The 21,682-nt window shown below is 59.1% G+C and carries 19 protein-coding genes and 1 tRNA gene; 1 reads left to right on the forward strand and 19 read right to left on the reverse strand.

The features are described from left to right. Window positions 1-18: 18 nt before the first annotated feature. The 19 genes from M2320_RS10280 to cpdR all read right to left on the reverse strand — a co-directional run bounded on the left by M2320_RS10280 (window position 19) and on the right by cpdR (window position 20,463). Complete coding sequence (locus M2320_RS10280; RefSeq protein ID WP_264597198.1) at window positions 19-969, reverse strand: glycosyltransferase family 2 protein; 951 nt, start codon at window positions 967-969, stop codon at window positions 19-21. After that, window positions 966-2,273, reverse strand: coding sequence for a glycosyltransferase family 4 protein (locus M2320_RS10285; RefSeq protein ID WP_264597199.1), 1,308 nt, complete (start codon window positions 2,271-2,273; stop codon window positions 966-968). The genes M2320_RS10280 and M2320_RS10285 overlap by 4 nt, the downstream gene beginning before the upstream one ends. Before the next feature lie 6 nt (window positions 2,274-2,279). After that, complete coding sequence (locus M2320_RS10290; RefSeq protein ID WP_264597200.1) at window positions 2,280-3,551, reverse strand: glycosyltransferase; 1,272 nt, start codon at window positions 3,549-3,551, stop codon at window positions 2,280-2,282. A gap of 62 nt (window positions 3,552-3,613) precedes the next feature. After that, window positions 3,614-4,897 carry an ABC transporter ATP-binding protein gene (locus M2320_RS10295; RefSeq protein ID WP_264597201.1) on the reverse strand — a complete coding sequence of 428 codons (1,284 nt, stop codon included), beginning with the start codon at window positions 4,895-4,897 and terminating at the stop codon, window positions 3,614-3,616. Window positions 4,898-4,901: 4 nt separating this feature from the next. Continuing rightward, window positions 4,902-5,798, reverse strand: coding sequence for an ABC transporter permease (locus tag M2320_RS10300; protein ID WP_264597202.1), 897 nt, complete (start codon window positions 5,796-5,798; stop codon window positions 4,902-4,904). Between the two features lie 28 nt (window positions 5,799-5,826). Next, window positions 5,827-6,912: a glycosyltransferase family 4 protein gene (locus M2320_RS10305; protein ID WP_264597203.1), complete on the reverse strand. Its 1,086-nt coding sequence runs from the start codon at window positions 6,910-6,912 to the stop codon at window positions 5,827-5,829. 19 nt (window positions 6,913-6,931) lie between these two features. After that, window positions 6,932-8,752 carry an asparagine synthase (glutamine-hydrolyzing) gene (asnB, locus tag M2320_RS10310; RefSeq protein WP_264597204.1) on the reverse strand — a complete coding sequence of 607 codons (1,821 nt, stop codon included), beginning with the start codon at window positions 8,750-8,752 and terminating at the stop codon, window positions 6,932-6,934. Between the two features lie 80 nt (window positions 8,753-8,832). Next, window positions 8,833-9,525 (reverse strand): hypothetical protein, encoded by a 693-nt coding sequence (locus tag M2320_RS10315; protein ID WP_264597205.1) that lies wholly within the window; start codon window positions 9,523-9,525, stop codon window positions 8,833-8,835. After that, window positions 9,522-11,822 (reverse strand): GumC family protein, encoded by a 2,301-nt coding sequence (locus M2320_RS10320; RefSeq protein WP_264597206.1) that lies wholly within the window; start codon window positions 11,820-11,822, stop codon window positions 9,522-9,524. Before M2320_RS10320 ends, M2320_RS10315 begins: the two co-directional genes overlap by 4 nt. Beyond that, window positions 11,819-13,183, reverse strand: a complete 1,365-nt coding sequence (locus M2320_RS10325; protein WP_264597207.1) for an O-antigen ligase family protein — start codon at window positions 13,181-13,183, stop codon at window positions 11,819-11,821. The genes M2320_RS10320 and M2320_RS10325 overlap by 4 nt, the downstream gene beginning before the upstream one ends. 205 nt (window positions 13,184-13,388) lie before the next feature. After that, window positions 13,389-13,946 carry a transcription termination/antitermination protein NusG gene (gene nusG, locus M2320_RS10330; protein ID WP_264597208.1) on the reverse strand — a complete coding sequence of 186 codons (558 nt, stop codon included), beginning with the start codon at window positions 13,944-13,946 and terminating at the stop codon, window positions 13,389-13,391. A 225-nt stretch (window positions 13,947-14,171) separates the two neighbouring features. Beyond that, the gene (locus M2320_RS10335) at window positions 14,172-14,708 is read right to left on the reverse strand and encodes a hypothetical protein (RefSeq protein WP_264597209.1); all 537 of its coding nucleotides are present in this window, start codon (window positions 14,706-14,708) and stop codon (window positions 14,172-14,174) included. A gap of 15 nt (window positions 14,709-14,723) precedes the next feature. Next, complete coding sequence (locus M2320_RS10340; protein WP_264597210.1) at window positions 14,724-16,130, reverse strand: outer membrane beta-barrel protein; 1,407 nt, start codon at window positions 16,128-16,130, stop codon at window positions 14,724-14,726. Between the two features lie 165 nt (window positions 16,131-16,295). Beyond that, entirely contained in the window at window positions 16,296-16,886 is a 591-nt protein-coding gene (locus tag M2320_RS10345; protein WP_264597211.1) for a polysaccharide biosynthesis/export family protein, read from the reverse strand. A 205-nt stretch (window positions 16,887-17,091) separates the two neighbouring features. Continuing rightward, complete coding sequence (locus M2320_RS10350; protein ID WP_264597212.1) at window positions 17,092-17,313, reverse strand: hypothetical protein; 222 nt, start codon at window positions 17,311-17,313, stop codon at window positions 17,092-17,094. A 258-nt stretch (window positions 17,314-17,571) separates the two neighbouring features. Beyond that, window positions 17,572-18,549, reverse strand: a complete 978-nt coding sequence (locus M2320_RS10355) for a UDP-glucuronic acid decarboxylase family protein (protein WP_264597213.1) — start codon at window positions 18,547-18,549, stop codon at window positions 17,572-17,574. Between the two features lie 367 nt (window positions 18,550-18,916). Beyond that, window positions 18,917-19,674, reverse strand: a protein-coding gene (locus M2320_RS10365; RefSeq protein WP_264597276.1) for an IS5 family transposase whose coding sequence is annotated in 2 segments (ribosomal slippage) — window positions 18,917-19,341 and window positions 19,341-19,674 — 759 coding nt in all. Because the reading frame shifts where the segments join, the coding sequence is not laid out codon by codon here. Window positions 19,675-19,938: 264 nt separating this feature from the next. Next, window positions 19,939-20,013, reverse strand: a tRNA-Val gene (locus M2320_RS10370). Between the two features lie 93 nt (window positions 20,014-20,106). After that, window positions 20,107-20,463, reverse strand: coding sequence for a cell cycle two-component system response regulator CpdR (gene cpdR / locus M2320_RS10375; RefSeq protein ID WP_319801428.1), 357 nt, complete (start codon window positions 20,461-20,463; stop codon window positions 20,107-20,109). Between the two features lie 243 nt (window positions 20,464-20,706). Here cpdR and M2320_RS10380 point away from each other — a divergent pair, with 243 nt between their 5' ends. Next, window positions 20,707-21,615: an N-formylglutamate amidohydrolase gene (locus tag M2320_RS10380; protein WP_264597215.1), complete on the forward strand. Its 909-nt coding sequence runs from the start codon at window positions 20,707-20,709 to the stop codon at window positions 21,613-21,615. Window positions 21,616-21,682 lie beyond the last annotated feature (67 nt).

Genomic DNA, 21,682 nt, shown 5'->3' on the forward strand with positions numbered 1-21,682 from the left:
CGGCTCGAGACGACATATTTAGGCAGACCGGCGCCGCAGTTGAGGTTTAAGCAGCCGAATGGCTGCCTCGCGCGCCGCCAACGCCGCAACAGGATTGATTGAGGCCAGAGCGCGAAACCAAGGCTTTCCGGCCGTTGCCGGAGGAGACCCCAGCGAAGCCGCGAGTTGAACGGCCGCCTTCGCGATCGACCATTCGCCGAGTGCAGCGAGAATGCCTGCGTTCGCCCAGAGTTTGGCCGCTATTTCCACATGGTAAGCAGTAGCTCCCGGCAATGCGAGTGTCGTTGTCAGCACGTGAAAATGCGCGATTGCACAACGAACTGGATTCGCGCCTGACATCGATCCGGCAATCCGCCAATTGATGATCGACACTTCATCTTCCGCGGCGAAGGTCAGACCGGCGAACGCCATCCGGATATGAAAGGCCACGTCCTCGTTGTAAAGGGTTTTGGGATCGAGGGCATACCCGCCCGCGGCAAGCATGCGCTCGCGCCGATAGAGTCCGCAAAACGGATTGATCTGCCTCGTGATTGCATAGCGCCTGGGATCGGCGCGCAGTGCGGCGTCGTCGAAAGTCGACACAGCCAGGAGTGCGCCCGACTCTTCGTCGCGATATTCATACGCGAACAGCACAGCGTCCCGATTGTCGGCGTCGATCCACTTGCGAGCGAGCGACACGAAATTCGGCAAGAGTTCATCGTCGGCGTCGTGGAAGTGGACCCAATCCGCGTCGACGTGGCGCGCCAACGCCTGTTTGCCGGCGCTGCAGCCTTTGTTCACCTCGCCACGCAGGACTTTTGCTCCGTATTTAACTGCGACGGCAGCCGTGTCGTCACTTGAGAAGTCATCGTAGACCCAGATCTCGTCAAATGGCACGGTCTGGCGATGCGCTGACTCTAAGATGCGCGGCAGGAAGCGCGCTGCATTGTAGGCCGGGATTAGAAGCGAAAGCGTCGGACGCTGGGTCATGCCTTTAGGCCGGCCTTGTAAAGCGACCGTTCGACGACATAGTTTACAAGCTCGCGAAGCGCGTGTTGGTCAAGATGAGTATGACGCGAGCCGCCATGCTCACGCGGCAATGCCATAGCCTTGAACCAATCGGGAATGCCGACAGCAGGCAGGTCGGACGCTCGGATGGCCGCCGCATAACCGTCAAGGTGTTCCAGTGCTCGGGTTTCCGGCCGAAGGGCCTCAACAATGCACGCTTTCCCCTCCGCACCGATCTGCGCGAGTCGTTTGGGTCCCAACGAAAGTGCGGATCGAACCGCATCAGCGAGAGCATGCGGCGAATCGCCATCGTAGACGAAGCCATTCCGTCCGTCCTCGATCATCTCACTGGCGCCTGCTTTGTCAGAGCAGAGAACTGGCCTGCCAGACGCCATCGCCTCGACGGCGGTAAAGTTGAATACGTCCCAAGTCGAGGGGACTAGATTGAGAAGTGAACGACTCTGAAGGCGAGCAACCTGCTCCGGGGCCACAGGTTGCCGGGGGTGGATTCGAACACCCCAGGTGTGATGATGGTTCCGACGCAGTTCAGCATCGGTCGATCCTCCCCGCGCGCTCGTGGCGACATCGCGACCGTGCCAATCAATATCTGGAAGGTCCGGCGCGCTGGACCAAGCTTCGGCAACAACATTCGGTCCTTTCCAAGCCTGGATACGCCCGAAAACGCGAATTAGACCATCTACCTCCGACCGACTGGTAACCTCGGAGATTGGTTTCCAGCAGGGACGGACGCATCTGACAGGGCGACCCGATTGACGCTTCCAATAGTCAGCATTCGCCACGGACGGGGTTTCGCAGGCGTCGACATGCTTCAGAATTTCCGTTTCGAGCGCAAACGCAAGAGCGTGATCGACCGCCAGCCCCGAATTTGGCTCGAACCGGGAGATTTGACCCATGCTGCCGTGCAGGCGAAACAGCGTCGGCGCGATGGGTTCAAGTATGGCGGGGGTAGCCAAGAGCGCGAAGTCGACCACCTCGATGACATCGAACGGACCGGCGCGTCGCACTTCATTCCAGACCCGCCACGCCGCCCGCAACATTCGCTTCAAACTGGGCGCCGCGTCCAAATGCTGGAATTCGTCTCCGGCGCTTTCGACCTGAACCACAATGTCGCGGGGCAGAATCCAGCGCGGCTGCGCGAACCCAGACCCCTCGATCAACGATACATCCAGGCCCATATCGCGAAGCGCGTGGACCAGATGTATATAATAGGTTGCAATGCCGCCGTGAGCAGCGCCATATTCTGGAACGATGAAGCAAATTTTCATAGAGAGCTACGACGACCGCCACAAGACACTCGCTTCAGCGCGGGAAAGGCCTGCTTCTAATTTCCGTTGGATTTCCAGCGCGGAAAAATCCGTCGCCGCGAGCATTCTAATGCGTGACGCGGCGATCCGCCATCGGCTCGCGTCTCGCAGCGCCTCGACCATCGGGTCCAGGCAGTCAGCATTCAGGTCGGACACAAACAGATCGAAGCCTGTTTTCCTGCACCAATGACCAATCGCAGAGTCTTCGGGAGCCAAGATAAGCACGGGGACGCCAGCGCGCGAAAAGTCAATTAGCTTGCTTGGAAAACTGCTCGCACCCCATGGTTGCACGTCACGATCCAGAGCATAGGACACCAGACAAGCGGAAGCTCTCTCGGCAATCGCTTGCACCACCAGATCGTTTTCCCGCGGGGGAGGCATACGCTCGGTTTCCGGAAAGCGCTCCGAGACAATTCGATAAACCTGGTTGCCAGCGTCCGTTACAAGCACGAGCTTCCCGCCCCGCGCCGAAAGACTCGACGCGAGCGCAAGGAAATTGTCCGCTTGCCAGGGATGCAGGCTCCCCGCATGAAAAACCTTGAGCTCCGGGGGGGGGACGAGGTGATCGGGAGAGAAGAAAATCGTTTCGCCTGGTGCCGGGAGCAAAATTTCGCCTTTTTTACGGCAAACGCCATAGGCATTGAGGATTTCCTCAGAGACCCCAAACACGATGTCAGCTCTGGAGAGAACAGCCTGATTGCGGCGAACGTAATATGCGCGCCTCGCAGGGGACGCCGCCCAGAACTCCTGCTGATCGTGGACGATCGCGATGAGAGGTCGACCGATCCGGCGCGCAAGCATCGCCGCTGAATACGACTCGACGCCCCATAACACAGTCAGGATGTGGGTTGGGAGATCGCGCCCAAGGGCACCAGCGACTTTGCGCGCGATCAGCGCCGCACGACAGATGTTGGAGGCATGGACATAATCCCGGAAAGGCGGCCACCACCAAACCCGCGGAGGGATCGCGATGGTCCGCCAGCCCGGGGAGACGTCCACGGCGCTGGCCAGTTCCCGCTCTGGTGCGCAGATCGTGATCCTCCATCCCGCCGCATCCAGGTTCTGCAAATGCCTCAGCAGGACGATGCCGCTGCCCGTTCCCTGGCCAGGCGCAATGAAACTGATCACCAGCAGATGGCGCGTCTTCTTGTTACGGCACTCGCGCTTGGCTTCGCTTGCGCTCGTATCCAAATCGTTTGAAGCTACAATTTCCAAATGAACCCCAAGTGTCTTGACCATCGTAGCTGCGAATTTAGGCAATCTTGCCATCTGCCGCGAGACCGTTACGAACAAAGAAGAGACTAGACAATCGCGCGAGCGTCAGGAGATCCTTCTAACCGTGCATCGAGCTGTAGAGAACCAAACCCATAAGATTGATCGAGGCACCTTGTCGAACCATCAAAGGACAGAGGTTCGACGGCAACCGAAAGAAAATCATCTGCCTTATCGAAATAGTAAAAATTAGGATTTGTAATATCAATAGATATGAAATAGCAACCCCTCGCAAGATTTTTGGCTGAAATGATTACTTTCAATATGCATTTGCCTTTCGGAAAGAAAATGATATCATTTGGATTAAATCCTCCTATCGTCGCAAAGGCGACAGGACTGCCTAGCGTGTCTCTTAGCCTGATTTCAAGCGCCGCCTTTGAATTAAGTCTCGCTATAATATTCAATTCCAACTTGATATTTGCGTCTTCGTTTATATCAGATGGGTAATAGGCAGCGGAACCAGATGACAGATAAAGCTGAGCACCGTCGTTTTCTCTCGGACTCGCCGCAGAAGCCACAATAGCGCCGCCTACATATCTACTGATAATATCCTCGGCTTTTGATACCTCTGAAGATCTTCCTTTCTCCAAGAATATCGCGTGCGAGCATAAAGCCTGAATTGCGTTCATGCTATGACTAACAAACAAGACCGTTCGTCCGCAGCACGCAACATCGCTCATCTTGCCGAGACATTTTTTCTGAAACTCTGCATCGCCCACGGCTAGGACCTCATCGACGACCAGGATTTCAGGGTCCAGATGCGCCGCTACAGCAAAAGCCAACCTAACGTACATGCCGCTTGAATAATGTTTGACCGGAGTGTCCAGAAATCTCTCCACTTCTGAAAAAGCGACAATCTCGTCGAACTTCCTTTGTATTTCAGCTCGACTCATGCCGAGAATCGCGCCGTTCAGAAAGATGTTTTCGCGGCCGGTGAGTTCCGGATGAAAGCCGGTGCCGACCTCCAGTAAGCTCGCCACCCGGCCTCTAATCTCGACCCGTCCTGTGCTCGGCTCCGTGATGCGAGACAGTATCTTCAACAGCGTCGACTTGCCGGCTCCATTTCGTCCAATGATACCCACGGCGTCGCCGCGCTTGATCTCGAAGTTGACGTCCTTCAGCGCCCAGAATTCCTCGACCTCGTCGCCTGAGACAAGCTGACGGCCCTGGAGAATGTCGCGCGCCGAATGCAACAGGCCCTTTGCATTGCGTGCGACGACGTCGCGCAAAGCCGTGTACCGCTCGTTCCCAGACTGGTGGCCGATGAGATATTTCTTGCCGAGTTGGTCGGCGCGGATGACTACGTCGCTCATCGGTTCAGACCATGTCCGCAAAAGTTCGTTCCGTCGCCCGGAAGTATCTTACGCCAAACCAAAGAAAGCCGGCGACGACGCACAGGCTCGTCGCGAAGCCGGGCAAGTACAGCGGGCTGTCGCCGCCCAGGATGCACCACCGGAAGCCGTCAATGACCCCGACGACGGGATTGAGGCTGTACCAGAACCGCCAATCCTCGGGCACAACGGCGCTCGAAAAGCCCACCGGCGAAACATAAAGGCCGAACTGCACGATGAACGGGATGATGTAGCGGAAGTCGCGATATTTCACGTTGAGCGCGGTGATCCACAAGGCGGGCCCCAGGCTCGCCAGCACCGCCAGCAGGACGAAGGCGGGCAGCAAAACGACCCGCCAGCTCGGCGCAAACCCGCACCATGCCATGATTGCGACGAGCATGACGAGGTTGATCAGGAAATCCGTCAGCGCCACCATTGCCGATGCAGTCGGAATGATCAGCCTTGGGAAATAGACCTTGGTGATCAGGTTGGCGTTGCCGATCAGGCTGCCTGAAGCGTCCGACAGAATGCTCGAAAACAGAAACCACGGCAGCATGCCGGCGAAGACCATCACCGGATAGGGCGCGGCCCCGTCGCTGGGCAGTTTCGCGACCTTGCCGAACAGGATCGTGAAAACTACCATCGTCAGGAACGGCCGGATGACGGCCCAGGCGACTCCAATCACCGTCTGCTTGTAACGGACGGAAATGTCGCGCCAGGCCAGAATGGCGAACAGTTCGCGATAGTGCCAGAGATCGGACCAGTAGTTGCGCTCTGCGCGACCGGGTTCAAGAATCAGGATGCGTTCGGCAGCCGGGCTCGCGGGTTCCGAATCCTTCGCCTGTTCCCGCTCCATCGCGATTGCGCCGGCTTGCTCGCTCAAATTCTCATGTCTCCGCATGTCTTGTTCGTCACGCTGCCGCAGCAAACCGCCGGACGAGCTGGTCCTCGACCTGTTGCGCAAAGACGTCGAAGCCGAAGCGCTTGCGGACGGCCTGAAACATCTTCTCGGAGTCGGGGCGCGGCATCGCTATCATGTCGTCGAGCGCTGCAAGCAGTTGATCCGCAGCGATCGCTCTGCCCCAGTCGCCGAAATCCAGCGGATCGGTCGCTCCGCCGATCGCGTAGCCGAGAGCCGGCGTTCCCGAGGCCATTGCTTCGAGGAAGACAATTCCAAACCCTTCCCCCCTGGACGGCATGACGAACACGTCGGCGGCGCGATAAAGATCGGGCAGTTCGTTGCGCGGCGTGAAGCCGAGGAAGAGAACGCGATCTGACACGCCCCGGCGTTCGGCCAGCGTTTCGAGACGAGTCCGGTCGTCGCCGTCTCCCGAAATGTAGTAAACGATTTTGCGATTTTGATCCGCAAGCTCCGGTATGGCGTCGATAACTTGGTCGTGTCCTTTGTACCCCTCACGGGAGTCGAGCCTTCCCACGCTGAGGAGAACGAATTCGTCGCGCAGGCCCCATTTGCGCCTCGCCGCCTCGCGATCGCCGGGTCGGTAATCCGCGCCAACCGTGTTGGGTACAACAATGACGCGATTCTGGGCGGCGCGTGTGAATTTCACCGTTTGCGCCCGGGTGTGCCGGCTCACGCACAAGACGGCGTCGGCTTTCTCCAGCGCCGTCCGCTGCGCCGGCGATGGTTCCCGCCAGACTTCTGTTCCATGGAGTTGCACGACGTACGGTGCGCCAATGAGTTTCGCCAGATGACGCGCGAGAGGCGCCGTGTAGAGATGACCAGAAAAGATAAGGTCCGGCCGACGCCACAAGGCTTCGGCAAACACATTCAGAACATAGCGCGAGCGGGCAAAGATCGGATCGGCCTGCGTCACCTTCGCTGGCAACTCTCCGACGGGGCCTGCAGCGAGACGGGGCAGAATGCGCACACTTTCAACGCCGCCTGAACGCGCCAGGGCGGTGATCAGATCTCGGTTATATTGCGCGATACCGCCATGGCCTCCAAAAGCCTCCGGAACGAGCGCAAGCACTTTCATCTCGAGGATCGGAAACCAGTCAGGCTGCAGGTTGATAGGTGCGAAAAATGTGCTTCGCCCAGTTGCGCGAAACCAACCCTTTCGCGCCCACGGGGAGAGCCGGTTGGAACAGTGCGGCGTGGGTCCAGCTTTGCATCGGCACCACGAAGCCGGTCTTGGCGCGATGGGCCACCTCGTCCGGCAACGGATTGGAGGGCGCGTTGGCGAGCGCATATTTCCCTCGGTTACGACCGAGATGCGGCAAGAGAGGCGCGACGTCGGACAAGAATTTGGAGTCGACCAGGGGCGTGCGCAACTCGACGGAATGCGCCATGCTCGTCCAATCGGAATCGCGCAACAGCTGGTTGCGCATGTAATGGCAACTTTCGAGAGCGGCGACACGCCCCAACGCCGATCCGGGATCGGGCATCAGGCTCGCGGAAAGATTGGCGAATAGATTGAGGCGGAACAATCCGTTCCTGATGACGTCCGGCGCGAGCACTGTCTGGAGTTCGAAGGGAAGCAGAAGTCCCCTCCGCAACAGATATGCGCCGGGATAGGTTCCGCCATATTCAGGCATGCCCACAATCTTGGGCGTATTCTTCGACAAGCCAATGGCCGAACCAAGCAGGCGCAGGCCCGGCCCCAGTCCGGGGATCATCCGAACGCCGGCGAAAACGCCGACCCATCGAGGGATGTCGACAAAGCTCGGATAGCCCGCGAGAATCTCATCGCCGCCAAGACCGGAGAGCGCAACCTTCAGTCCCGCCTCGGCTGCTGCCTTGCACGCAAACCATGTGTTGACTCCGTCGATGGTGGGCTGGTCCATCGTAGCGAGAAAGTTTGGGAGATCGTGTCGAAACTCGGCCTCGTTAACATGTCTGACGATGTGCTGGGCGCCATATCTTTCCGCGATCTTCGCCGCTAACGGCGCCTCGTCTTCCTGCGTTCCGGCGAATGTCGAAAAGGCAAGCGTGATCGCCCTGACATTGGCCCCGGTGGCGTCGTGGATCAGGCCTAGGAGGGCGCCGGAATCAACGCCCGCGGAAAGAAAAAGGCCAACCTCGACATCCGCAAGCATATGGGCGCGCACGCTGTCGAGCGCCGCTGCGCGCACCCTTGCGTCGATCGTCGCGGACTCGACTTTTTCGCGTGCGCCCTTCGCGAGCGTCGTGGCGATGGAGTGATAGCGCTGTGGCTCGCGCATGCCCATGCGGTCCACCCAAAGCGTGTGGCCGGCGGGCAAGGAGGAAATATCGCGATAAAGCGTGAAGGGCTCGGGCACACTGCCGAAGAGATGAAATCCGACGATCCCGGCAGGCTCCGGATCCCGCGAGACGGCGCCTCCGGCCAGGAGCGCTTTCACCTGAGACGCGAACCGAAAGGTCCAGCCGTCGTTGGAAATATACAAGGGCTTGATGCCATAGGGGTCGCGAGCCAGGAAAATCCCGCGCTTCTTCTGGTCCCAGATGGCGAAGGCGAACATGCCTCTAAGCTTGGCCACCATTTTAGCGCCGAAGCGCTGATAGAGGTGGATCAGCACTTCGGTGTCGGAGGTGCTGCGAAACGCCGCTCCATCCCGCTCCAGCTCGGCTTTGAGTTCCGGGTAATTGTAGATCTCGCCGTTGAAGACGACGGCGAGAGAGCCGTCGGTGCTGGCCATCGGCTGGGCGGCGCGGTCAGAGAGATCAAGGATGGCGAGGCGGCGGTGCGCGAGGCCGCAGCGTCGCTCCGGCGACCACCAGATTCCTGCCCCATCAGGACCGCGCGCGCGCATGTGCTCGCGCGTGGCGAAAAGCTCCTGTTCGCGCGGGGAGCTGGCGGACGGGTGATAGGCGAATATGCCGTTCAGGCCGCACATCGGTTAAATGTAAATACCTGCGATATTGTGATTTGGTGCGTTAGACACCCGGTCGCGCACCAAATTGGCGTCGCGCACCATCATCGGTCACCGCCTTGATCGTCGCTCACTGCAGTAGCAGGAGTTTTAGCACTGTTTTCCTGCTTTTCAGGCTCCAAACCCAGCGCCGAAACGATCGGCGCGGCGGGCTTGCCCGCCAACAAAAGAGCCGCCAGGATTTCAGACCTGGCCTTCTCGGAAGCCACGGCTAGAAGCGCAGTCAACTCCTGCCGCTCCGGTTCAACCACGGCTTCCCAACCGCCCACCAGGTCGCCCACCAAACCGCGCCGCACGTCCGGCGGCAACTTGTCCCACAGCGGCAAACCAAAGACCGCGCGGCCGGCCATGATGCGGGCCTCGTTCGGGCCGGAAACCGTCGACAGAGCCAAAGCGCTCGAAACCTGCGCCATCGGCAAGCCCGCCTTCTGGCTTGCGGTCGCGAGATCGAGCCACCCGCCGGCCGCCAGGGGTTTGAGCGACAAGAATCCCTTTAAGGCGCCCACGCGCTCGGCAAAACCCTTGGGATAGTTGAAGATCAACACAAATTGCCGAGCCGCAACGCCGACACCCGTCTCGCCAAACAGCGGCGTCATCCGCACCTCAACATTTTGCGGATCGGCGCCCGACGTGGCGAGGCCGTAGCGCAAGGCCGGAACCGCAAGATTGGCCGCGAGGACGCAGAGGCCCGCGATCAGCAAACTTGTCCAGAACCTGAGTTCGCGCAGGTTGATCATTCGTGATAGTATTTCTTGTAGTAATGGTTGCCGTAGTAATAGGAATAGGCGTATTTGCCGTATTTCTGCGCCTGCGCATCCACAACGTAGTTGAAGACGACGCCGGCGACCTTGCGATGGCCCGACAAGCGCTGGATCGAGTGAACGATCATCTCGCGCGGGGTCGAGGCCCAGCGCACCACGAACACGATCTTGTCGACCAGTTGCGAAACGATGAGAGGATCGACGACTGGACCCAGGGGCGGAGTGTCGACTACGATCAGGTCGAACTTCGCGCGAAGAGCCTCGAGCAGCAGCTTGAGTTTTTCCGACCCGAGGAGATCGGGAGGATTTTGGGTCTTCGCGCCGGCCGGCAGCACCCAGAGGCGCAAACTTTCGTTGAACGTGATGATCGTCTGCAAATCCGCTCCGCCTGCGAGATAGTCGACCAGACCCGGACTCTTCTCCGCCTGGAAGTAGCGCGAGGTGGTCGGGTGGCGCAGATCGCAGTCGATCAGCAGCACGCGCTGGCCCGATTGCGCCGCCGAACTCGCCAGCGTCAGACAAACGGTCGATTTGCCTTCGCCGGGAACGGTCGACGTCGCCTGGATCACCTTCGGCGGGTGATCCACGTCGCTCATCATGACGGCGCTTCGAAGAGAGCGAATGGCTTCTGAGAAGCGCGAAAGAGGTTTGACGAAGGGATATTGCGGAATGGTGAGCACGGCGCCGTCCGCCGTCAGATCGCGCGTTTCCATCTTCGACAGCGAGGCGAGCAGGGGCAGCCCGAGCGTGTCCTCTATCTGCCGCGGCGTGGTGAAGCCCGCATTCATCATTTCGAGGAGGTAGGAGCCGCCAATGCCCGCCAGAAGACCGAGCAGCGCAGACATCATCATGATCTGTCCGGTTTTCGGCGAGCTCGGAACGCCTGGCGGCTGCGCCGGAGAGATCACGCGCGCGTCCCGCGCCTCGAACGTCGATTGCTCCTGCGTGACCTTCGAACGCTGGAGGAAATCCTCGAATAGGCTCTTGTTGACCGCCGCCGTGCGTTCGAGTTCGCGCAGGGTGATGACCTTCGTGCTGTCCTCGTCGGTCTGCCCGCTCACTTCGCGGAGCGTTTTTTCCACGGCTTCCTGGCGCGCCTTGGCGAGTTCATATTCATTCTTAATGTTGTTCGTGAGGCGGGCGACTTCACCCGCAATCGCGCGGCGTATGTCGGCGCGTTGCGCGCGCAAATTAACCACGGCCGGATATCGGTCGGAATAGCGGGCGAGCATGTCCGCTTCTTGACGCGAAATATCGTTTTCCTGCTTGCGCAAGTCGGCGATTGCACCGGAATTGACCACGTCGGGAAGCGCGGAGATGTTTCCTCCGCTGGATTGAACCCGCTGCAACAGTTCCAGCCGCGCCCTCTTTTCCGCCGTTTCCGCGCGGGCCGCGACGAGGCGTCCATTCAGTTGCGACAATTGTTCCTGGCTGAGCGTCGCGGGCCCAGCTTGGGTGAGATTGTTCTGAGATCTGAATTGCGCCACAGCTTCTTCCGAGTCGCGCAATTGCTGCTTGAGTTCCACGAGGCGATCGGACAGCCATGTCGAGGCGCGTTTGGCTGCCTCGAACCGCGCGTCGAGCTTATCGACGACGTAGGCGTTGGCGATGGCGTTGGCGAGGCGAGCGGCCTTGTTGCGATCGGCTGAGGTGAACGACACGTTCAGCACCAACGCCTGCCCCGATCGCGAGACGTTGATGGCGCCCTTGATATTTTCGATCGTGCCAATCACTTCCGGCGGAAGGGCGTCCAGTCCCGCTTCGGCGGGGATGTCCGAAGCTTTGGAGTCGTCTTGAGGGGTGCGATTGAAGAACCCCTTGATGGCCGACAGCAATCCGGCGCCCGCTCCATCAGGACCTGAGCCAAATTCAGAGTCGTTGACGAGCTTTTCCTTTGTGACCACACGCCGCAGGAATGACGTCGACTTTATGATCGCGATCTGACTCTCGATTGTCGGCAGATCGAGCGGCATGTCATTCTGCACGACGTCCTGCGCGACGGCCTTGGTCTTGGGCGGCTCGAGGAGTAGCTGCGCGCTCGCCGTATACATTGGGATCTGCCGCGATATATTCACGGCGCCGAGCAGAATGGCCAGAATCGTGACGCCCGCGATGAACTTCCATTGTCGCCAGGCGAAATTCAAAACCTCGCGCGGGTCGAATCCTGCCGGTTCGGCCGCGCGCTGATCGAACTCAGGGGCGGCTTCGCTGTTCGTGCGATCAAGCATCAAACGAATGGTCCAATCTCGACTCGAGTCGTCGATGCGACTCAATCCGACAAAACATGCCTGGAACTCTCCGATTGCGCGACGCCCGCGCCCAGCAGGGCCATGAACGTGAGAGTCACGGCTTCAATCTGAAGACTGAAATCCACCAACGAATGCACTCCAACAAGCAAGGCCGCGCTCGCCGCGACGATCGGCGCCGTAGCGTCACGGCGACGATTTACGGCGCCGCGAAGGCATTTCCACGCCAGCCACGCCAGCGACAAGATCAACGCCGCGCCGAAAACGAGGCCAAGACCTTGCAGAACCTCAAGATAGGCGTTGTGTGCCCGGTCCCAAACCCCGACGGGGCTGATCGACTGGTCGCGGTACATCGGAAACACGTCGGCGAAGGTTCCGTAGCCGAACCCCAGATAGGGAGCGTCGAACAGGGAACGAACCACAATCGCGTAAACCGCCATTCGGCTCGTGTCGGCCAGGCCAGTCTCGGAAATTCGACCGACGATCTTGTCGCCGAAAGCCAAGAACCCGCCGACGAGAACGACTGCGACGAAAAGGATCGCTTCAATCTGCTGGGCGCCGCCGCGCCGCCGTCTTGCAAAGCTCAGCACCAGGAGCGCGAACAGCCCTAGAATCGTTGAAAGGATAGCGCCTCGCGAAACCGTGCCCAACAGAGCGACCAGGTCAATGAACGCGGCGCCGATAAGCACCCACCCAAGGCGGCCCGTGGCTTCGATCAGGCGCGAGACGCGAAAAGAGCCCAGCCCCTGCAGGTCATTAGCGGCGTGCCGATAGAGTCGCAGCATGAGAGCCACGCAAGCGATGAGGCCAAGCCCTGCGAAGGTCGCGAAATTGTTGCGGTTGATGAATGTCGACCGGACAAAATGGCCGGTGTTCGGAGCGTCGAAGAACGGAATGTCGCTCCCGTAAAACGCCGCGAGCAAGAGCCCGTAGCCGGCATAGACCGCGACGATCGCCATGACCGCTTCGATGGTCAGCATCGCGCGCTCGGAACGTCTGCACAGCTGCACGATCAACCACAGCAGGCTAGCGTCGGTGAGGAGGCGCATGAGGGCCAGGGCCGTCGCGCTCGGGTTGACGGAGATCGCGCCGTTCAACTGAACGCCGAGAGCGTCGCCCGCCATCATCCAGATCGGATGCGATAGGCTGGAATTTCCCAGCGCGAGCATCTGAATGCCGATCCATGCGACGACAAGCAGGAACAGACCGAAGGGAACGGCGATCCGCTTTGCTGAAACAGGATGCTTTCGCCCGCGCAACAACAGCGACACTTCATAGGCGAGCGCCAGGCTGGGAAACAGGATACCGTTCACACCCCAGGCGACGGGGCGGTTGCTCCCAAGACAGAACGGCGCCCAGGCGAGACCCGCCAGAGTGGCCGCAAGCAACGCTGTTTCGACAGGCTCCTGCCGCCAGGCCGCGAGCCATGCAGAACCTACGCGTGAACGCGCGCCATCAGCGGTGGGCGTCTGAAATTCAGAGCGCACTGACTCAGCACCGACTATGACAAATTCTCCATGCTACCGCCGTTTGGGTGAAACGCGTGCTTCACCCATCAAGACTTTGCAACGGACCGCCCGTGGGCGATCGTGATCAGGCCGCCTGCAGGCCCGCGCGGTCCAAAGTGGCCAGCACTTGCCCCCCCAGGATTTCGAGCAGCACGCGCACGCGACCATTGGCGTCGAGACGCACCAGTTTGCCAACCATTTCGGCGAGCGGACCATTGACGATCCGCACCGACTGCCCTTCGATCAGATCCCGATCAAAACGACAGACGCCATTCGCATCGCAGTAATCAAGCAAAGTTTCGACCACGCCACGCGGCACGGGAATAGGCCCCTTGTCGCCTGCTATAATGCGCGAGACCCCGATCGTACCGTTGATCGAACGCCACCGATCACGCTCCAGATCCAAGGGGACAAAGAGATAACCAGGGAAGGCGGCCGCCTTGACGTCTCGCGCCTTGCGCGCGTGCCGAACCGTACGGATCATGACAGGCAAAAACGGACGAAATCCCTGCTGAGCGAGCTCGCGATGCGCCCGAACCTCGCGCCTCGCCAAAGACTGAACAGCGTACCAGCGCTCCCCAGCGGCAAGATCACAGTTTCCCTTGAGGACGACGGAAGCCTCGCCAGAAATTTCCGAGTTCATGATACGCTCTGCCCCCAGAAAACAGCTGAGAAAGGGCGATGCGTCCAACGTATCCCAAATGCAGTGCTCAGCATCATTCGTGCGCAACGCCCCTACTTTACTGCCGTTTTCACGATCAGACGCGCGGTGCAGCGCCCACTTTCGAAATATCACCGATAGCACGCCCTTTTTAGTCGAAGCCTTGGGCGATCGTAAAGCAAAAAGTGCCGGACGACGCGCGAGCCCTCATGTCGAAGGACTATTGATTGTGGCTCCGCCGCCGCCGACGAAGCCCCCGCCGCCGCCGCCGCCCGCAGCGACTCCGCCGCCGCTTGCGCCGCCAGCGCCCGCGCCAGAGCCCCCACCAGCGCCGCCGGCCTGACCGAGGGCTTTCTGCGCGTCCAGAACCGCAGCAACCACGGGATTAGAGCCATTATTATCAAGATAGGACTGGATAATCGCTGCTGCCGGGGGATCTGACACTTTCAAGGTGGCGAGCGCCTGCGCAACACCCTGTTCAATCGCCAAAGCCTGCTTGGGATTGGCCACGGACGCCGCGCAGACGACCCCAGCAATGGCGTTCGCGTCGCGCTGCAAAAGGCTTTGCACCGCAGCAGTTAAGGCGGCGTCGGTCAGCCTGGTATTCCTGAGCAAGCGTTGCATGGCTTGCGACACAACACACTCACCGCCATTCTGCTCGCGTGCGTTTGCGGAGGGCGCAGCCATATACAGCAAGATTGCCACAGCTGCAGCGACATGAACGAAACGACTGATGAGCGCCACAGCGCCCTCCTCATGCTAGTAGCGGTACGTGACGCCAAAAGACGCAAGATTATCCGAATAAGCCAATTGGCTTGAAACACCTGAAGTGACCCAAGTATATTGATAATCAAGCGTAAGGGCGAAATTACGCCAAAAGTTATAGCTTACCCCGCCTGCAGCCAACCAAGTTTCCGAGACTGACGAGCTTCCCGGATACGTGGTGCGGGCATAACCTCCACGAGCGGACGCCGTCCAGTACTCGTAGAGCTTATAATCCGCCTGCAGACGGGCCTGCAGTGTTTGATTATTCGAGGAAACCGCGGAACCAACCGTGTTGAATACACCCGCAGCACCGAAGGAATTATCAAGACTGGCAGCGATTGTGAGATACTCAAGCGGATAATACGTCACACGCCCGCCAAACGCTGGAGCAAGGTACGCGGCGAATACGTTATACGCGCTGAACTGCTCCTGCACGCCACCGTAGACCTCGCCACGAAACAGCCCGATCATGTCAGACGACAACCCGCCAATCACACGATACGAATTGGTATCGGAAAGCGGCGCGCTGAAATACCGGCGAAGATCGCCACCGGCCTCCACGAATGCATTGATTTGCGGAGTCACCCAAAAACCACCGCGGATTGAAGCATTATAGTCGTCGCCGCTATAACCCCCAGAATAGCCATTAGGCGCACGCTCGTATACTAGGTTTTGCATCCCGCCGCCGATACGAACGAAAGTCTGCTCCGTCACGTTTTTCTGGACCGACAGAGCCAACGTCGTCACATCTGAAAATTGACGGAAACCAGACGAATTCAACGATGTCGAAGAGTTTACGAAACTCGTCGCCGAATTGATCAAACCAGCCGTCGCGAGCGTCGAGCCAAAAGGACCATCCTGACGCGTATAATCAACGGAAAATCGAGCGACAACATCACTGGTAGGCGACCAGATGTACGCCAAACCCGTGCGCGCCGCCAGCGTTGAGGCCGCCAACCCCAAGCTGGCGTTGCGCCCCGGATACATTTGCCCATCCGCCATGGCGTAAGCGGTGGCCTTGTGAATACCCACATCAAGATCCGCCTGAATATTAGGCGTTAACCGAAACCCAAAAGCACTCGTTCGATTTGATGCGGTTTGATAGACATTGTCGTTGAAAACGCCACCGACAAACAACGATGGATAAAGCATCCAACCCTCGAACGGGATTCCACGATCAGGCGAAGGACCCATCGCAGCCCCACTCCCCGACGACGAACCACCGGAGGGGGGCAGCCCAGCTTCATCAGCAACCGCAGCAACCGGCAAAAGAATAGCCGCCACAATCGGAACAGCCCTTATTATTAGCCTGTTTGCTGATGAAATCATTTCTATTTCCGCCCTTGCCGTCGGCTCATCGAACCAGCACTCACCGACCAAGCCTTGAGCGGTAAGCCCCACGAGGACCTCTGGCGAAATCACAAAAGCTTGACTTGACAATACCAGATCTATCACCAAACGGCAATAAGAAAATAATTAACAAATAAAAACCATTGTAATGCGCTCTGACACGCAGACACCCTGCGCCAGACGGACACAACCTTTTCAAAGATCCAGACTTTATTGTCAGAAATAACGCTGCGGAACGCGGATCAAGTCGCCCGGCAATACGGGAATTGTCGGGGCTAACGGGTATTCCGTGAATGCCTCTTCACCAACATGCTGAATCATCACGGTAGATTGCTTCGCCCGATAAGTCGCGCCGCCAGCAAGCGCCACAGCGCTCATCACATTCAAGCCGTTTCTGTAAGGGTACTCGCCCGGCTTCGACACTTCGCCCATAATGTAGAATGGACGAAAGCTCGAAATATCTACAGTCACCTTCGGATTACGCAAGTACTCGCTGTTGAATTTCTTCGCCAGCGCCTGCTCCATCTCTTGCTTGCTGAGGCCTGCCGCCTTGATCGTACCAGCCAGAGGAAGGGAAACATAGCCGGCAGAATCGATCTCAAACTCGCCCGACAGCCGATCTTCGCCGAAGACCGTGACCTTGATCTTGTCTCCGGGCTGCAACTGCGGCGACGTTTTCGAGGCTTGGTTGATCAACGCCGTCTGCTGTTCCTGCGTGGCCGGCCCAAGGCTCGCGACATTCTCACAGCCGGCGAGCGCCAAAACAAGAAAAGCGCCCGTCATTATCAATGCTGGTGAAAATCGCATGACTCGTCCTCGCACAGCCCTCCGCACGGAGGGTAAATAGAGCCTCATCCGGCCAAACGTCAACAGCGGGACGGCTCATCGGCAGTTACCGTAGCAAATTAACCACAGCAAGGTTAATGATGTTTGAGTGACCTTTCTGTTCTCACCCCGCCCGACAGATCAGCGAATTACCTCCATGCCCCTTCGGAAGCCGATAGGCTGATGATCACGCGGCATCAATTGAGAGTTTTGGAACGCCATTGTCCTGAGCGTGCTCAAGCGCGGTTTCGAGGACCCGTTTCGCCGTGGCCAGCGCCTGCATGAGAGAACGCTCCACCTCGTCAGGCGGCATTCCTGGGGCCGCCGCGCAATTGGCGATATCCTTAGCAGCGTATTCGATTTCATGGAGCAGCGATTCGAGATGGTCCGCAACGATAGTTTTCGACATGAGCCCTTCCAATCCGACAAACAAATTTGGCAGATCGTTGTTCTCAAATCTTAATTCCAGCTTAAGCCAATGTATTTGAATTGACCCGATATGGATAAACGATTAGGCCTCCATCTCGAATTAGATAACTTTTTGGCGCCATTCCCGGATATCATCTTACGTACGTAAGGTGCTCGATCTCATGAACCTGAAGCGGACCGGCGACGATCGGCGTCGCGAATCGTCTTACCGCGTCCTAAGATTGCAATGCCCAACCGGCTAGACTCGAATTGCGCCGATTGCCGCCGTCTTCCCAGCCGAACTCAGCAAGCCGTCGAAATAGGCGATTGTCTTGATCAATCCGTCGCGCAAAGAGATTTTGGGCTCCCAGTCGAGCACTTTGTTGGCCTTGGAAATGTTGGGCTGGCGCTGTTTTGGATCGTCAGCAGGCAAAGGCTCGAACACAAGCCGAGACTTCGATCCAGTGATCTCCAAAACGAGTTCGGCTAAGTCGCGGATGGTGAATTCCGTTGGATTTCCGATATTCACCGGCCCCGTCACTTCAGGTCCGGTCGACATCATCCGGATTTTCGCTTCGATGAGATCGTCGACGTAACAAAACGAACGCGTCTGGCTACCGTCGCCGTAAAGCGTGATGTCACGCCCCTCCAGCGCCTGCACGATAAAATTCGAGACGACACGACCATCGTTCGGATGCATGCGCGGACCGTAGGTGTTGAAGATCCGAACCACTTTCGCCGCCAGCTTGTGCTGCCGAACGTAGTCAAACACCAGAGTCTCGGCACAGCGCTTGCCCTCGTCGTAACACGAACGCAAACCGACGGCGTTGACGTTGCCCCAATATTCCTCCGGCTGCGGATGGACCGTGGGGTCGCCATAAACTTCAGACGTAGACGCCTGCAGGAGCTTGATCTTCAATCGCTTGGCGAGGCCAAGCATGTTGATCGCGCCGATCACGCTCGTTTTAGTGGTCTGGACCGGATCGAACTGGTAGTGAATGGGCGACGCTGGACACGCGAGGTTATAGATTTCATCGACTTCCACGTAGAGCGGGAAGGTCACGTCGTGCCGCAACAGCTCGAACGATTTGTGATCGAGCATATGGGAAATGTTACGACGGGTTCCTGTGAAGAAGTTGTCGACACAGAGGACGTCGTGCCCCGAATCGAGCAATCGCTCGCACAAATGGGACCCGAGGAAGCCTGCTCCACCGGTTACGAGAATACGTTTGTGCATTGGATCAAGCGCCTTCCAAAAGGTCAGATTTCGAGCAATTTTTATTTGGCCATTCTGTAACGCCTGACGCTGGGCAAGACAACACGCGCACTGCTGGTTTGCGCTCTTCAAACCCGGACGCAATGTTCGACCATGTCCGGTGGCGCAAGCGACCTGGCCCCTGATAGATAGTCCAAGCGACGTCGCTGGCCCCCGATTGGTGGAGCGACTGCGGGATCAGCTCGATTCAAGAGAGGACTTGTCGTGAAGATTGCGGTTGCGGGGATGGGATATGTGGGCCTGGCCAATGCGGTCCTGCTCGCCCAGGCGCACGATGTAGTGGTGCGCGACACCGTCGGAGAAAAGGTGGACGTGCTAGGCTCCGGACTCATAACCAGTAGCTGACGGTCGCGGCGAGGCAGACGGTTGCGAGGTAATTGATGGCGTTTCGGTCGTATCGCGTGGCCACACGCCGGAAGTCTTTCAGGCGGCAAAACATGCGTTCGATGGCGTTGCGGTTGCGATAGAGGAACGGCGAGAAGCAGTTCTTCCATTTGCGGTTGGCCTTGGGCGGGATGTTCGGCATGACGCCTTTGTCCTCGACCTGTCGGAGGAGCTCGTTGGCGTCGTAGCCCTTGTCTGCATGCAGGATGTCGCAGTCAGGCAGCCTCTCCAGCAATGTCGCGCCAGCGGTGCAATCCGCGATGTTCCCGCCCGTGAGCATGAAGGCCAAAGGACGGCATTGCGCATCGGTCAGGGCGTGGATTTTCGTCGTGCGCCCACCGCGCGAGCGGCCGATGGCCTGACTTTTCTCCCCCCTTTTCCGCCCGCCGCGCAGCGGTGAGCTTTCACGGCGGAACTGTCGATCAGGACTTCCGCGGTTGGTCCGCCGGCCCGCGCCAACTCTTCGAAAAGCGTCGTCCAGACGCCCTTCGCCGCCCACCGGACGAACCGGTTGTAGAGCGTCTTCCGAGGACCATAATCCGGCGGCGCGTCCACCCAGCGCCCACCACTTTTCAGCACATGCACGATACCGCTGATCACGCGGAGATCGTCAACCCGCTCCTTGCCGCGCGTGTCGGTCGGAAGATGAGGTTGGATCTTGGAAAACTGCTCGTCCGTGACCCAGAACTGATCTCGATTCATCCGCGCTTCCTTTCGGAAGCCCTGAATCATAACCCGCCGCTCAGGCCCAAGCAATTTATGGGTCCGAAGCCTACGACTATCAGCGCTTCCAGCGCGGAGACAGGGATGAATCTTTTCAGAGATAGCGCAACGACCACGTTTGGATTGGTCGTTTAACGGATCGAAACTGCGCCGCTGGCTGCCGCCAGACTTGCCGCGATGCACAACGCCAAAAAACGAAAAACCCTGAGAGCTGATTTTCTCAGCGATCTCAGGGTTTTAAAATGGTGGGCGCGACAGGGATCGAACCTGTGACCCCTACGATGTCAACGTAGTGCTCTCCCGCTGAGCTACGCGCCCAAAACCGTTGTTGCGGCCCGTCAGGGTGAGGGGTGTATATCGACTAAAATGCGGTCGCGCAACCCTCAAGCCTGCAGAAATTGTTCAATCCGTTCAGGCCGCCAGCAGACGCGTCACTTCGTTGACCAAATCCTTCAAATGGAAGGGTTTCGACAAGATCTTGGCCTGGCGCGGCGCCTGGTTGTCGGGGTTCAGCGCCACAGCCGCAAAGCCGGTGATGAACATCACCTTGATGTCGGGATCGAGTTCCGTCGCCCGGCGCGCCAGCTCGATTCCGTCCATCTCCGGCATCACAATGTCGGTCAAAAGCAGTTCGAACGGCTCTTCGCGCAGGCGGTTATAAGCGGACAGGCCATTGTCGAAGGATATCACGGCATAGCCGGCGTTCTGCAGCGCCTTCACCAGGAAACGCCGCATGTCCGAATCGTCTTCGGCCAGCAAGATTTTGATGGATCCAGTCTCAAAGCGGTCGTTCATGGCGTCCTCGTTTCCACCTCTCGATAAAGACCCATCGTGGTAAAAAACAAGTGAAAAGACCCGTTAAGGTTGCCACAAAAAGCGGCGGCTTCGCCAGTGGGCCTTCTTAAAAGTTTTTTCGCGCGCGGAAGGACAGGTGGACAAATTTGGCCACAGGGCTCATCTATAGTGCGACGGTTCGCCACACCACCCACCAGCCGCGTTCGAGACCCCTCCATGCAGGCGATCCCGCCGAGCAAAGACCAGACCCGCCCCCTGCCCTGGGAGACGGCGGAGCCGGACGCGCTGACCTCGCCGCTGGTGTTTTCCTCGCCGCATTCCGGCAGCTTCTACCCGCCCGAATTCCTGGCCGCCTCGCGACTTTCGCCCCAGGCGCTGCGCTCGTCCGAAGATTTGGGCGTTGACACCTTGTTCGCCGCCGCGCCCGCTCATGGCGCGCCGCTGCTCAAGGCCGTTTATCCGCGCGCCTATCTGGACGTCAACCGCGAGGCCGACGAGCTCGACCCCAAATTGTTCGACCCGCCCCCGCCCCTGACCGCCAAATGCTCGTTGCGGGTCGCCGCCGGGCTTGGGGTCGCGCCGCGGGTCGTCTCGGAGGGGCAGGCGATCTACGCCGGCAAAATCCCGCTTTCCGAGGGTCTTGCGCGCATCGACAGCGTCTACCGGCCCTATCACGCCGAACTCGAGCGGCTCGCCGCGCGCGCGGCGCAGAAATTCGGCGTCGCCATCGTCATCGACTGCCATTCCATGCCCTCGCGCATGCCGACCGGCGACGCCCGGCGCCCTTACGAGCCGATCGCGGCGGACATTGTGCTCGGCGACCGCCACGGGGCGAGCTGCGACGCCGGCTTCGCCCATCGCGTCCACGCCTTCCTCACCGGGCTCGGCTATCGCGTCGCCCGCAACAAGCCCTATGCCGGCGGCTTCATCACCGAACATTACGCGGCGCGCGCCCGCAACCGCCATGCGCTGCAGATCGAAATCAATCGCGCGCTCTACATGAACGAAAAAACCCTCGAGATGCTGCCGGGCTTCGCGCGGGTGCGCGACGACATGACCCGGCTGATCGCCGCCATGGCGGCGGCGCCGGTCCCGCGCGCCCTGCCCCGCCAAGCCGCGGAATAGCGCGCAAAAAAGCCGCTGAATCGCGCGCAAAAAAAAGAACCGCTGACAGCGTCAGCGGCCCAAGTCT

This window comes from Rhodoblastus acidophilus (assembly GCF_025961575.1).
Classification (GTDB): domain Bacteria; phylum Pseudomonadota; class Alphaproteobacteria; order Rhizobiales; family Beijerinckiaceae; genus Rhodoblastus; species Rhodoblastus acidophilus_C.

Coding starts and splice junctions, on each gene's coding strand:
- M2320_RS10280 (WP_264597198.1), bottom strand. CDS start 969: ATGACCCAGCGTCCGACGCTTTCGCTTCTAATCCCGGCCTACAATGCA.
- M2320_RS10285 (WP_264597199.1), bottom strand. CDS start 2,273: ATGAAAATTTGCTTCATCGTTCCAGAATATGGCGCTGCTCACGGCGGC.
- M2320_RS10290 (WP_264597200.1), bottom strand. CDS start 3,551: ATGGTCAAGACACTTGGGGTTCATTTGGAAATTGTAGCTTCAAACGAT.
- M2320_RS10295 (WP_264597201.1), bottom strand. CDS start 4,897: ATGAGCGACGTAGTCATCCGCGCCGACCAACTCGGCAAGAAATATCTC.
- M2320_RS10305 (WP_264597203.1), bottom strand. CDS start 6,912: ATGAAAGTGCTTGCGCTCGTTCCGGAGGCTTTTGGAGGCCATGGCGGT.
- asnB (WP_264597204.1), bottom strand. CDS start 8,752: ATGTGCGGCCTGAACGGCATATTCGCCTATCACCCGTCCGCCAGCTCC.
- M2320_RS10315 (WP_264597205.1), bottom strand. CDS start 9,525: ATGATCAACCTGCGCGAACTCAGGTTCTGGACAAGTTTGCTGATCGCG.
- nusG (WP_264597208.1), bottom strand. CDS start 13,946: ATGAACTCGGAAATTTCTGGCGAGGCTTCCGTCGTCCTCAAGGGAAAC.
- M2320_RS10345 (WP_264597211.1), bottom strand. CDS start 16,886: ATGCGATTTTCACCAGCATTGATAATGACGGGCGCTTTTCTTGTTTTG.
- M2320_RS10350 (WP_264597212.1), bottom strand. CDS start 17,313: ATGTCGAAAACTATCGTTGCGGACCATCTCGAATCGCTGCTCCATGAA.
- M2320_RS10355 (WP_264597213.1), bottom strand. CDS start 18,549: ATGCACAAACGTATTCTCGTAACCGGTGGAGCAGGCTTCCTCGGGTCC.
- M2320_RS10380 (WP_264597215.1), top strand. CDS start 20,707: ATGCAGGCGATCCCGCCGAGCAAAGACCAGACCCGCCCCCTGCCCTGG.